Here is a 12,239-nt window from a genome sequence, read left to right as displayed (position 1 = left end):
ATGAGCCGAATGCGAAGGCGGCTGAGGGTTGCGGTGCAGGTCTTGTGGCTTATCGTGCTCGTTCTGGCTGCCATCACACTTGTGCTCGTTCTGGTCAATGCCCTGCCCTGGTCGCTGACCTGGGACCTCTGGACCGTGCTCACCGCGGCTGGCACCGTGGGTGCGACATTGGTCGCCCTAGTCTTGGCTCTACGTGCCTGGACCCAGGAGAAGGACGCAACTGCTCGCTTCGTTTCTGCCTGGATTACTGACGAATATCAGCCTCGCAGTGACGGATCGTCATATAAACGGGTTGTACACCTACATGTCGCCAATGAGTCGAACGAGCCAGTTTTCAATGCAATGGTCAATGTCCATATTGGGCGGGATTCGACACCGCTTGGCCCACTGGCAGCTCCGGCACCAATCAGCGTGATTCCTCAGCGCCGGGAGCTGGTCTTCGATATCTCAGTTCCATTGCTTGCCCACGCTGACAGCTGGTATCCGAAAGCGGCACTCACCTTCACCGACCCGAAGGGACGGCACTGGCTTCGAGAGATCAACGGCGAGCTTCAAGACGTCAGCCGACAAGGCCTTCGTTGGTCGAAGAAGTCGGGGCCAGGCGACGAGCGACAGATTGGCAATCAGGAGAGCTTGTTCAATCCGATGCTCATTGCGCTGACATTCCTCAGCGGTCTACGTGATGATGAGACCGAGATGGATGATCTACGCGTGCTTCTCGCGCCAGAGGCTTCAGGTTGGGACAACGCTGACTGGGACGCGCTGCGGACCGAACTCGCAGACTTCCAACCGACGTCGATGGTCGACTACCCCGCGCCCCGTATCGCGCGCGTCAAGCTCTCGGGCGATAAGACGCTTGAGGGAAAGAGCGTTGAGGGTAACGGAAAGCCCCTCGATCTTGATGTCTATATGTTCATGACGTTGACCCTCGATCCACGACGGGGCTGGCGAATCTTCGGTGTAGGTGAATCTGTTCCACCGGATGCAATCTTCTTCGGTGGATCACTGTCCGAGGAGGTTGAACCGCACAGCGTTAGCTCTGCAGCAGAGGGGGAATCTGAATCAAGAACGATGTGGCAATCGTTGGCCAACTGTTCAAGGTTCTTCGCGTAGATCACGATGAAGCAGTGGTCCACTTTCAGAATCAGAATGGCCAAGTTGGGCGGGTGTCTGGTCTTGCGAACATCGATAATGTTCAGCAGGGCGACGTCATCATAGTTGGACAGAACGACTGGGAGTTCGCACCTGATGACATTTGGCGCGAGACGAATTAGATCACGGCTGTGCGACGAATACTGGATGATGGGGCTGTCCTCGTCGACAGTGGAGTCGGATTCCAGCGAGTCAAGAATCCGCGCAAAGTGATTGTCAAACCCGGCAAAATGGTGGAGTACAACGACGCCCAAGGTGTGCTGGAAGTAGTCTCTGAATGTTCTATCAAAAGCGGAATTATCGGTGACGACACTGAGAACGTTGAGTCAGAGTACCTCCGTGACAACGCAATCGAAGGCCCGACCTTTAACGACTTTGGCGGATACCCGGACGTAGTAGCTCGGGCCAAAGAGCTTATTGAGACTCAGCTCGAGCGTCGGGAGCAACTCGATAAGATCGGTGCCCGCCCGGTCAAGGGAGTTTTGTTTACGGGGCAGCCTGGCACCAGAAAGACACATCTAGCGCGAATCATCGCCAGGGAGTCCAAAGCAGACTTCTACTTGATCAGCGGCCCGTCGATCATCAGTAAGTGGCTCGGAGACACCGAGGGCACGCTTCGAAGGATCTTTGAGGCGGCAACGAAGAGCGAGAGCGGTCGAGCGATCATCTTCTTCGATGAGATCGATAGCATCGCCGAGAAGCGAACTGGAGACTCGCACGAGGCTTCTAAGCGACTGGTCGCCCAACTCCTCACTCTGATGGACGGCTTCGACAACAAGGGCAAGAGCGTGATTGTCATCGCCGCTACAAACCGGGTCGACACACTTGACCCCGCGTTGACTCGACCTGGTCGATTCGATTGGGAGATTGAGTTCGGTCTCCCTTCCCTCACGGATCGGTATGAGATTCTCAAGGTCGCAGGTGCTCACCTCAAGACCGCGCCGGTTATGCCTTTGGAAGATATTGCCAGGCTCACCCACGGTTGGTCGGCCGCTGAGCTGACGTTCATCTGGACAGAAGCGGCCCTCGTCGCTGCTGGCGACTCCCGAAGCGAGATCGCCCCAGAGGACGTAGCGCAGGCGCTTGAGCGGATCGCTTTGCGGCCTCGTCGATCTGTCTTGGCGGAGGTAGCGGCATGAGTACGGCATCGTGGTGGCAGCGCCTGTTTCTCAGGAAGCCCGACGTTGTACCCAACCAAACTACGGCTGATCCGAAACGCCCGGATCTTCGCGAGTTCGTCTATCTCGACGAAGTAAGTCTCTCAAGTCTCTTGTCCTCGCAGAACGGCGAGGTGGCGGATTCCAAGTCTGACCAGGCCAGCCAGGGTAGCGAAGCATCGATTGACGCGATCGCAGGTGTCAGTCCTGGGGTCATCGCCAAGGCCGAGATCACCTCGCGCTATCAGACGAACAACAGCAGCACGATCCAGACGTCCCTCTAGGCCACTGTCCAGTCCCGATTTCGCGACCTGCATTCGATTGATGGACTCCGAATCATCGAGCCCGTCGTGGTCGATACGACGCGCTCGTCGGCGGAGGAGTGGTCCGTTCGATCGGCACTCGGTACTAGGCGTCTCCGCCGATCCTGGCTCGACCGCCGAGGACGGCGACTCCTGTCGAGACTCCGGCGACTGCGACCATCGCGACGATGCCCAGTGCCCGGAGCACGAACGCCTTGTGCTCCGAATCCTTGAGTGCTTCGTCGTCGATCGCTTCTTTGAACAACCGAAGGACCGAGTAGCGGTCCGCCGCGCTCAGGGTGTCACGATCCAGTTCGCGGTTCAGGACGGCGCGGTACTCGGCGAAGGCCCTGTGAACCTTCTTCTGACTCTTCCAGTTGGCTCGAACGGCTGAACTCGCCTGATCTCGGACTTCACTGAACGAGTCGAGGACGAGATTCTTGAAATCCGGGAACTGCTCGACGACCTTCAGGGCGAGCTCCTCGCTCATGTTCGGCAGCTCGGATGCGAACGCGATGAACTTCTCTCTCGACAGATTCCTCCAGGAGTCGATACCGATCCTCTGCTTGAGATCGTCCTCGTTCGAGTAGTCCATGCTGATCCCTCTTCCCTCCACGGCGACGGCCGATCATCGCCTCAGAGTATCGAGGAGGAGCCGTCGGTCCACGTGCTCTCCGGGCGGGAGAGCGCGCGGGCCGGTCGTGCAGATCCTGACGATCGGGCGCCCGAAGCTGTGGGCCGCCCGCCTCCGTGCGTCCTCCGTGTCCCCCATCCGGGCCGCGCCGGACGGGAGCCGCCCTCCTCCGGTCCGTCGGGGGATCCGCGGCGACGTACGCTCGCCCCTCGTGCTCTCGCAGCACGCGAGGCACTCGAACGATGGACGACCAGGGGACGGGACGACATGGGGACCACAGCACACAGGGCACGGCGGAGAGCAGCAGGGGTCGGCGCGGGGGCGATCGCGCTCCTGGCGGGGCTCCTGGCGGCACCGCCGGCGCAGGCGTCCGGGACGCAGACGCTGCTCGCGCTCGGCGACTCGATCACGCGCGCGGCCACGACCTGCGGGGTGAACCGCGACTGCGTCGAGAACTCCTGGGCGACGGGATCGGCGCCCGCGGTCGACTCGATCGCGAGCCGGATGGCGGCGGCGGATCCGCAGACGGCGGTCCGCGCGGTGAACTACGCGAAGTCGGGTGCGGTCATCAGCGGAGTCGAGTCGCGGATCGACGCCGCGGTCGCGGCCGGGGAGGAGCCGGACGTGGTCACGCTGCTGATCGGCGGCAACGACCTCTGCTCGCTGAGCCTCTCGCCCGACTCCCGCGACGGCTACGCGATGACGCCCGCGGCCTCCTTCGCCGCGTCGGCGACCCGGATCCTGCGCTCGATCGGCGAGGAGTGGCCGGAGGCGACGGTGCTCGTCGGCTCGGTCCCGGACATCGAGTCGGAGTGGGACGCTGTGAAGTCGACGCCGGGCGCCGCGATCTGGGCCTGGGGCGGGGTCTGCCGGACCCAGCGCGGAGTCGACGCCACGACCGGAGCCCCGCTGACCAGCTCGGCCTACACCGCCTCGCTCGCGGCGGCGGAGGACCGGGAGGCCGCCTTCAACGAGGCACTCGAATCGGCCTGCGAGTCCGCCGCGAACGACTGCGTCTGGGACGGCGGCGCCCTCACGGCGGCTCCGATCTCGCTCGATCAGCTCTCGACGGACGTCGACTACTTCCACCCGAACGTCGCCGGCCAGGCGATGATCGCGGAGGAGCTGTGGACGGCCTGGGGCCTCGGCGACGAACCGGCTCCGACCCCGACCCCGACTCCCACGTCGGCGCCCACCGCGGCTCCTGCTCCGGCACCCACAGGCTCGCCCGCGCCGTCGCGCGACACGACGGCTCCGAAGACCGTCATCACCGCGCCGACGAGCGGATCGACGGTGCGCGGCTCGGTCACCCTGGTCGCCACCGCCAAGGACGACGTCGGCACGACGAAGCTGAGCTTCTGGAGCGGAGCCACGCGGCTGGGCGACGCGACGAGGGCGTCGGACGGCACGTGGCGCCTGACCGTCTCGGCCTCCTCCTACCCGGCCGGGCGGTACGCGATCGTCGCGCACGCCTCCGACGCCGCGGGAAACCTCGGGCGGAGCGCTTCGATCACCCTCAAGCGCTGAGCGGCTGAGGGGGCCGCCACCGGCCCCCTCAGCCCCGCGCGACGAGCAGCACGTCGGGACGGTCCCAGTTCTCGACGGTCTGCAGCACCCAGAAGATCCCGAAGAGGGCGAGCGCGACGGCCTCGCCGAGCAGGAGCCACTGCTCGCCGAGAAGTTCCGCTCCCCGCCCCGTGAGAAGCAGGAGCACCAGCGCCGCATCGACCGCGGCGATCAGCACCGCGAGAACGGCGTAGCAGCGGGAGTAGAAGCGCGGCGTCCCCGGCCCGCTCGCTCCCTCCTCGCGCACCGCGACGGCGTGCTGACCCGCGGTGACGGCGATGAGCAGGAAGAAGACGCCGGCGGCGGCGTAGTGGCCGAGCCGCAGGAACGACGGGAGCGTGCTCCAGGCCGCCAGAGCGATCAGGAGGGCGGCGGCGATCGCGGTGCGGACGAGCGCCCAGCGGTCGAGGACCCGGTCGAGGGCGAGCAGGATCACGGAGGCGACGAGGACGGCCGCGGCCGTGACCAGGTAGGCGGGCAGGGAGGCGGCGACCTCACCCGCGGCCGTCGCGGGAAGGCACGACGCCCCTCCCGCCGGGCACACCGCTCCCTGGAGGCGCTGCAGCTCCTCCGAGGCGAGGGGCACCGGCACGATCGCGATGACCGGCGTCGTCATGCCCGCCAGCAGCAGGAGGAAGCGCCGCACGCTCCTCCCGGCGAGGACGACCAGCGCGACGCCGACCGCGAAGAGCGCCCCGGTGAAGAGGGAGCGGACCGGGGTGTAGTACGAGGCGCTGATCGAGCGCAGCGGGCCTCCGACGACGAGCTGGTGGACGAGGCCGGCCGTGAGGAGCACCACGGCCGCCACCAGGGAGAGGCGGACGTAGCGGTAGGTGCGGAGGGAGGAGACGGCGCCGCCCCCGCCCAGCGCGTCGCCGCGGGCCACCCGGCTACTCCGCGCGCAGGCCGGAGGAGGCGAGGGCGAAGTCGACGTCGATGCGGATGGCGACGCGGAGGGGGTTCGGGCGCGGGGTGCGGTAGCGCTGGGAGTAGAGCTCGACGGCGTGCTGCACGGCGTCCGGCTCCTCCTCGATCGTCGCCGGACCGCCCAGGCTCAGCCACCGGATGCCGTCGACCTGCCCGACCGTCGCGGTGCCGCCCCGCCGGACGTTGAGCACCTTCTGGCTCTCGCGGGAGGTGATGACGCGGACGACACCGTCCTCGTAGGTGAAGCCCACGGCGACCACGTGCAGGCGGCCCTGGCGGCCGGGGGTGGAGAGGGTGGCCAGGTGGCGCTCGGTGACGAAGGCGAGGCCGTCGGCGCTCAGGATGCTCATCCCGCGAGCGTAGCCGGAGGCGCCGACGCGCTCCTGGGGGCGGACCGCCGGTCAGCCCTCGAGGATCAGCGCCTCGCCCTGGCCGCCTCCGCCGCAGAGCGCGGCGACGCCCAGACCGCCGCCCCGGCGCCGGAGGGCCAGCGCCAGGTGCAGGGCCAGCCGTGCTCCGGAGGCGCCCACAGGGTGGCCGAGCGCGATCGCCCCGCCGTCGGGGTTGACCGCCTCGGGCTCGACGCCGAGATCGTCCGCCGACTGGAGGACGACGGAGGCGAACGCCTCGTTGATCTCGATCAGGTCCAGGTCGGACACCGCTGCACCGCGGCGGCCGAGCGCCCGGAGGATCGCCGCCGACGGCTGTGAATGCAGGGAGTTGTCCGGTCCGGCGACCTGCCCGTGCTCGGCGACGGTCGCGAGCCAGGGCAGTCCGCGCTCGCGGGCCCAGCCGCGGGACACGACGACCAGCGCGGCGGCGCCGTCCGTGATCGGGGACGAGCTGCCCGCCGTGATCGTGCCCTCGGGCGAGAACGCGGGGGCCAGCCGGGCGAGCGTCTCGACCGTGCTGTCCTCCCGGATCCCGTCATCGGCGGACACGACGAGGTCCGGTCCGCGCCGCTGCGGAACCGCGACCGGCACGATCTCCTCGGCGAGCACGCCGGTGGACCGTGCCGCGGCGGCCCGCTGGTGCGAGAGCGCGGCGAAGGCGTCCTGGCGCTCGCGGCGGATGCCCCGTGCGGCGTTGCCGTCGTCGGTCACCCTCCCCATCAGGCGGCGGTCGAACGGATCGAGCAGGCCGTCGTGGAGGAGTGCGTCCTCGAGCGGACGCGGACCGACACCCAGGCCCGAGCGGGATCCGAGCAGGAGGTGCGGCGCGTTGGTCATCGACTCCTGCCCTCCGGCGACGACCACCTGCGCCTCGCCGAGCCGGATCATCCGCGCCGCGTCGATCACCGCGGTGAGACCCGACAGGCAGAGCTTGTTGATCGTGACCGCCGGGACGTCCCAGCCCAGACCCGCGAGGACCGCGGCCTGCCGGGCGGGGCCCTGACCGGCTCCGGCCTGGATCACCTGGCCGAGCACGACCGCGTCGACGTCGGCCGCGGAGGCGCCCGAGCGCTCGAGAGCCCCTCGGATGGCAGCGGCGCCGAGCTCGACGCCCGAGAGCGGCGCGAAGGCTCCGGAGAAGCGGGCGAACGGGGTGCGGGCGCCCCCCAGGATCACGGGGGTGGTGTCGTCAGTGGACACGGGGACTCCTTCTCGACGGTGAGAGCGGGGGAAGCGGTGGGGAGACGGATGCCGGATGCCGGCCCGGGTCAGGGAACGAGCAGGATCTTCCCGCGGACGTGGCCGTCCTCGCTGAGCCGGTGCGCCTCTGCGGCCTGCTCGAGCGGGAGGCGCGGACCTGTCGCGACCGCGAAGCGCCCCTCGCTCGCCAGCCGGGCGGCCAGCGGCACCCCCTCGCGGCGGAGGCGCTGCTCCTCCTCGGTCAGCGGCACGGGACTGCCGCCGCTCCAGGCCCGGATGCCCAGCTCGGCCGCCCGAGGACCGGCGACCACCGTTCCGACGTGCTGCGGATCCTCCACCAGCGCGAGCGAGGCGGCGAGCGCCTCGTCCGTCCCGGCCGCGTCGAGCACGCGGTCGACGCCCTCGGGCGCCGCGGCACGCAGCCGCTCGAGCAGTCCGGGCCCGTAGGCGACCGGCACCGCTCCGAGCGCGCGCAGCGCCTCGTGGTTCGCCGGGCTCGCCGTGGCGATCACCCGGGCTCCGCGGTCGACGGCGAACTGGATCGCCGCCCGGCCGACCGCTCCGGCGCCCGCGTGGACGACGAACGTCGATCCCTCCGCGACGCCGAGCGAGACCACCGCCTGGTAGGCGGTGGAGACCGGGATGCCGAGCGCGGCCGCCTCCTCGAAGCCGAGTCCGTCGGGGAGCGGATCGAGGGAGTCGGGGGAGACCGCGACGGCGGTCGCGTAGGTGCCGGTGGCGCCGCTGACGATGACCCGGTCGCCGACGCTCCAACCGGTCACTCCCGGACCGACGGCGGAGACCACGCCGGAGCCGTCCGACCCGAGCCTCCGCGGACCGTCGATCGGCGGGCTCGGGCGCAGGCCGGAGCGCACCTTCCACTCGATCGGGTTCACACCGGCCGCGCGGACGGCGACCACCACGATTCCGGGCCCCGCCTCGGGCTCCGGCGCCTCGACGGTCTCGAGCACCTCGGGCCCGCCGATCCGCTCGTACTGCACGATCCTCGCCATGTCGTCCTCCTCCTCGCGGGCCACCGCCCGCTCCGGTCGCCTCAGTCCAGCAGACTCTCGCGCACCTGGCGGCGCAGCACCTTGCCGATCAGCGAGGTCGGCAGCTCGTCCACCGGGACGATCCGCTTGGGCACCTTGTAGGGCGTCAGGTGCAGCCGGCAGAAGTCGCGCAGCGCCTCCGGATCCACGGCCGTCCCGGCCCGCAGGACCACGGCCGCCGCGACGCTCTCGCCGCCGTCCTCGCGGGGGAGCCCGACGACGGCCGCGCGCGTCACGTCCGGGTGCGACTCCAGCACTCCCTCGACCTCGGAGGGGGAGACGTTGAAGCCGCCGGTGATGATGAGCTCTTTGGCCCGGTCGACGATCGTCACGAAGCCGTCGGCCGAGACGGTCGCGATGTCGCCCGTGCGCAGCCAGCCGCCGGGGAGGAGGGCCTCGGCCGTCTCCTCCGGCCGCTTCCAGTACCCCTGGAACACCTGCGGCCCCCGGAGCAGGAGCTCGCCGGACTCGCCCGGGCCGCGGTCGAGCGACGGATCGGCGGGGTCGACGAGGCGGATCGTCGTGCTGGGGAACGGCACGCCCACCGTGCCGGGCCGGCGGGTCGGGCCGACCGGGTTCCCGAGGGCGACCGGCGAGCTCTCGGTCATTCCGTAGCCCTCGACCAGGAGTCCCCGGCTCGCGCGCTCCCAGCGGTCGACCGTCGCGACCGGCAGGCTCATCGCTCCCGAGATCGCGAAGCGGATGCCGCGCAGATCGAGCTCGTGGCGCTCGGAGGCGCGGGCCAGCGCGTCGTACACGGGCGGCACCGCGGGGAGGAAGGTGGGCGGCGACGACTTCGCGGCCGCCTTCACGAGGCCGACGTCGAAGGTCGGGAACAGCACGACCTTCGCGCCGATGCTGATCGCGAAGGTCAGGCACAGCGTCAGCCCGTAGGCGTGGAACAGGGGGAGCACCGCGTAGAACGTCTCGTCGCCCTCGCGCAGGCCCGGCACCCAGGCGCGGCCCTGCAGGGCGTTCGCGCGGAGGTTCGCGTGCGAGAGGATCGCGCCCTTGGGCGTGCCGGTGGTGCCGCTCGTGTACTGCAGCAGGGCCGTGTCGCCGAGGACCGGGCGGGGGTGCGAGCGCGCGATGCGGCGGTTCTTCAGCAGCGACGCGAAGGGCACCAGGGAGCGGCTGCGGGGGGTCGCGGTCAGCTTCTCGCGCGACCGGCGCACCGACGGCAGGGGGAGCCGCAGCGCCAGGCGCTTGCCGAGCGGGAAGGAGCGGGTGAGGTCGACGGAGACGACGCGCTCGATGCCCAGGTCGGCGGGCATGGTCGCGACGACGTCGGCGATCTTGTCCCAGACGACCGCGAACCGGGCGCCGTGGTCCTCGAACTGCCGCCGCAGCTCGCGCGGCGTGTAGAGCGGGTTGTGCTCGACCACGATCGCTCCGAGGCGGAGAGCGGCGTAGAACGCCACCACGTGCTCCGGGCAGTTCGGGAGCACCAGCGCGACGCGGTCGCCGGCGCGCACGCCCAGGCGCCGCAGGCCCTCCGCCGCCCGCGCGACCTGCTCGCCGAGCTCGGCGTAGCTGGTCTCGGCACCGAAGAACTCGAGCGCGGTGCCGCGGCGGTACCGCGCGACCGAGTCCTCGAGCAGGTCGACGAGGGTCTGGGTGGGAGGGTCGATCTCGGCGGGCACGCCCTCCGCGTAGGAGGTCAGCCACGGCTTCGTCGCCAGGTTCGAGGATCCGGAGGTCACGGGCCGAGTATCGGGCACCCGCCTCCGCACTTCCTCCGAGGCGCGCGGAAGGGGTGCCGCACCGGGCGCGGGAGCGGCAGGCTGGCGGCATGAGCGCAGCCATCGACCTCCTCCGCGACGCCTTCGGCCGGGTGCACGAGAACGTGCACGCCGTCCTCGACGACAGCACCCCCGATCAGCTCGCGTTCCGCGCGGACGCCCGCTCGAACTCGCCCGCCTGGCTCGTCTGGCATCTCGTCCGGGTGCAGGACGACCACCTCGCCCCGCTCGCCGGCCACGAGCAGGTGTGGACGGCCGACGGCTTCCACGGCCGGTCCGGCCTGCCCTTCGGGCCCGACGAGACCGGCTACGGGCAGGAGCCGGCCGAGGTGGCGGCGCTCGCCGCGGTGCCGGCCGCGCTGCTCGCGGAGTACGCCGACGCCGTGCACCGGCAGACGCTCGCCCTCCTCGACACGCTCGGCGACGAGGACCTCGAGCGCGTCGTCGACGAGCAGTGGGATCCGCCGGTGACCCTCGGGGTGCGGCTGGTCTCGGTGATCGACGACGACACGCAGCACGTCGGCCAGGCCGCGTACGCGAAGGGTCTCGCCGAGCGCTCGGCGCGCTGAGCCCGGCCTCTACGCTGGCGGGATGCGCGCGCTCCGGACCCTGCCCGCGAGCGCGATCCTCGCCCTCGCCACCGCGCTGACCCTCGTCGGCTCCTGGATCCCCTCCTACTGGAACGACGAGGCCGCGACCCTCCGCCTGGCGCGGCTCCCGGTGGGGGAGCTCCTCGCCTTCGTGCAGGAGAAGGACGCGGTGCACCTGGTCTACGGCCTGCTGATGCACGGCTGGATCGCGATCGCCGGGGAGTCGGAGCTCGCGGTGCGGGCGCCGTCCGCTCTCGCCACGGGAGCGGCGGCGGCGGGCGTCGTCGTCCTGCTGCGATCGTTCGACCGGCCCCGGGCAGCACTCCTCGCCGCCGCGGTGCTCGTGCTGCTCCCGCGGTCCTCGTTCTCGGGGACCGAGGCGCGATCCTCCGCTCTGGCCACCGCGCTCGTGGTGGGAGCGGCGGTCCTCGTCGTGCGGGCGGCCCGCTCCGGAGGCGCCCTGCGCTGGACCGCGTTCGCGGCCGTCGCAGGTCTGGCGGACGCCGTGTTCCTCTACTCCGTGCTGGTGCTGCCGGCTCTCGTCGCTCTCGCCGCGGCCGCGGCGCCCCGGGGTGCCGTGCGGGCTCTCCCGGCGAGCGCCCTCTCGGCACTGGGCGCCGTGCCGGTGCTGCTCCTCGCCGCAGGGCAGAGCGGCCAGGTCGGCTGGCTCCGCTTGCAGCCCGTGACCGCGTTCACCGTCCTGGTCGAGCCGTTCTTCGGATCCGCGTGGTGGCTGGCCGGGATCGCCGTCGCGCTCCTCGCGGTCGCCGCGGTGCGGGGCGGCCTGCGCGGGCCGCTCCTGCCGGCCCTCGTCCTCTGGATCGTGCTGCCGACCGCGGTGCTGGTGCTCGGGACCCTCCTCGTCGAGCCGATGTTCACCCCGCGCTACCTCGCGTCGAGCACGCCCGCTCTCGCGGTCCTCCTCGGCCTCGCGCTCGACTCGTTCAGGGCCCGGACGGGCGTCGCCCTCCTCGCCCTGATCGCGGTGGCCGCCCTGCCGGTCCTCGTGCAGATGCGCACGGTCACCGGGAAGCCGGCCGGGCAGGACCTCCGCGGTCTGGCGGCCGCCGTCGAGGAGCGGGCCCGTTCGGGCGACGCCGTCCTCCTCGGCTCCTCCGGGACGGTCTCGCTCCGGCCCCGCCTGGCGCTCGCCGCCTACCCGGAGGCGTTCGCGGGCGTGGACGATGTCGCCCTCGCCGCTCCGTACAGGACGACGGGCACGTATTCGGACGTCCTGCTGGAGGGCCAGGCGCTGCGCGCCGCGCTCGCCGGGGAGGACCGGGTCTGGCAGGCGCTGCCGGAGGGCGAGGCGGACGCGGTGCTCGCTGAGGCGGGGTTCGTCGCGCGCGAGCGGATCCGGGTGCCGACGACGGTGCTGACGCTGTGGGAGCGCCCGGAGGGCCGCTGATCCGGAGCGCTCGGGGCGTCGCAGCCCCGGAGTGGAGAGACGCCGGAGTGCCCGGAGCCCCGCCGACGGGGAGCCGCTACCCTTGTCCCCGGCGCCGTCGCAGAGCGGTGGCGTCCG

At 70.5% G+C, this 12,239-nt stretch carries 12 protein-coding genes; 6 read left to right on the top strand and 6 right to left on the bottom strand.

The window, feature by feature from the left end:
* The 3 genes from C5C49_RS16690 to C5C49_RS03300 all read left to right on the top strand — a co-directional run bounded on the left by C5C49_RS16690 (position 1) and on the right by C5C49_RS03300 (position 2,593).
* The gene (locus tag C5C49_RS16690) at positions 1 to 1,113 is read left to right on the top strand and encodes a hypothetical protein (RefSeq protein ID WP_146084828.1); all 1,113 of its coding nucleotides are present in this window, start codon (positions 1 to 3) and stop codon (positions 1,111 to 1,113) included.
* 248 nt (positions 1,114 to 1,361) lie between these two features.
* On the top strand, positions 1,362 to 2,291 hold the full coding sequence (locus tag C5C49_RS03305; RefSeq protein ID WP_258068361.1) for a 26S protease regulatory subunit: 930 nt from the start codon (positions 1,362 to 1,364) through the stop codon (positions 2,289 to 2,291).
* Positions 2,288 to 2,593 carry a hypothetical protein gene (locus tag C5C49_RS03300; RefSeq protein ID WP_104345396.1) on the top strand — a complete coding sequence of 102 codons (306 nt, stop codon included), beginning with the start codon at positions 2,288 to 2,290 and terminating at the stop codon, positions 2,591 to 2,593. The genes C5C49_RS03305 and C5C49_RS03300 overlap by 4 nt, the downstream gene beginning before the upstream one ends.
* A gap of 124 nt (positions 2,594 to 2,717) precedes the next feature.
* Here C5C49_RS03300 and C5C49_RS03295 read toward each other — a convergent pair whose 3' ends face one another.
* Positions 2,718 to 3,206 carry a hypothetical protein gene (locus tag C5C49_RS03295; protein WP_146084827.1) on the bottom strand — a complete coding sequence of 163 codons (489 nt, stop codon included), beginning with the start codon at positions 3,204 to 3,206 and terminating at the stop codon, positions 2,718 to 2,720.
* Between the two features lie 306 nt (positions 3,207 to 3,512).
* Between C5C49_RS03295 and C5C49_RS03290 the strand changes: the two genes are divergently transcribed.
* Positions 3,513 to 4,772 carry a GDSL-type esterase/lipase family protein gene (locus C5C49_RS03290; RefSeq protein ID WP_104345394.1) on the top strand — a complete coding sequence of 420 codons (1,260 nt, stop codon included), beginning with the start codon at positions 3,513 to 3,515 and terminating at the stop codon, positions 4,770 to 4,772.
* 28 nt (positions 4,773 to 4,800) lie between these two features.
* Here the strand turns inward: C5C49_RS03290 and C5C49_RS03285 are convergent, their stop codons facing one another.
* The 5 genes from C5C49_RS03285 to C5C49_RS03265 all read right to left on the bottom strand — a co-directional run bounded on the left by C5C49_RS03285 (position 4,801) and on the right by C5C49_RS03265 (position 10,085).
* Positions 4,801 to 5,697 (bottom strand): hypothetical protein, encoded by an 897-nt coding sequence (locus C5C49_RS03285; RefSeq protein WP_104345393.1) that lies wholly within the window; start codon positions 5,695 to 5,697, stop codon positions 4,801 to 4,803.
* Between the two features lie 4 nt (positions 5,698 to 5,701).
* On the bottom strand, positions 5,702 to 6,088 hold the full coding sequence (locus tag C5C49_RS03280; protein ID WP_104223212.1) for a pyridoxamine 5'-phosphate oxidase family protein: 387 nt from the start codon (positions 6,086 to 6,088) through the stop codon (positions 5,702 to 5,704).
* Positions 6,089 to 6,139: 51 nt separating this feature from the next.
* Positions 6,140 to 7,330, bottom strand: coding sequence for an acetyl-CoA C-acyltransferase (locus tag C5C49_RS03275; protein WP_104232853.1), 1,191 nt, complete (start codon positions 7,328 to 7,330; stop codon positions 6,140 to 6,142).
* A 68-nt stretch (positions 7,331 to 7,398) separates the two neighbouring features.
* Positions 7,399 to 8,343 (bottom strand): NADP-dependent oxidoreductase, encoded by a 945-nt coding sequence (locus C5C49_RS03270; RefSeq protein WP_104345428.1) that lies wholly within the window; start codon positions 8,341 to 8,343, stop codon positions 7,399 to 7,401.
* 41 nt (positions 8,344 to 8,384) lie between these two features.
* A complete protein-coding gene (locus C5C49_RS03265) occupies positions 8,385 to 10,085 on the bottom strand; it encodes a long-chain-fatty-acid--CoA ligase (RefSeq protein WP_104345392.1) in 1,701 nt (566 codons plus the stop codon).
* A gap of 89 nt (positions 10,086 to 10,174) precedes the next feature.
* Here C5C49_RS03265 and C5C49_RS03260 point away from each other — a divergent pair, with 89 nt between their 5' ends.
* Both C5C49_RS03260 and C5C49_RS03255 read left to right on the top strand, forming a co-directional pair.
* Complete coding sequence (locus tag C5C49_RS03260; protein WP_104223209.1) at positions 10,175 to 10,693, top strand: DinB family protein; 519 nt, start codon at positions 10,175 to 10,177, stop codon at positions 10,691 to 10,693.
* 22 nt (positions 10,694 to 10,715) lie between these two features.
* Entirely contained in the window at positions 10,716 to 12,122 is a 1,407-nt protein-coding gene (locus C5C49_RS03255; RefSeq protein ID WP_104345391.1) for a glycosyltransferase family 39 protein, read from the top strand.
* The last annotated feature ends 117 nt before the right edge of the window (positions 12,123 to 12,239 follow it).

It is taken from the genome of Rathayibacter sp. AY1E2 (genome assembly GCF_002932325.1).
Classification (GTDB): domain Bacteria; phylum Actinomycetota; class Actinomycetes; order Actinomycetales; family Microbacteriaceae; genus Rathayibacter.
Note: the sequence above shows the minus strand (reverse complement) of the source record. Positions and strands in the feature narration are given on the sequence as shown.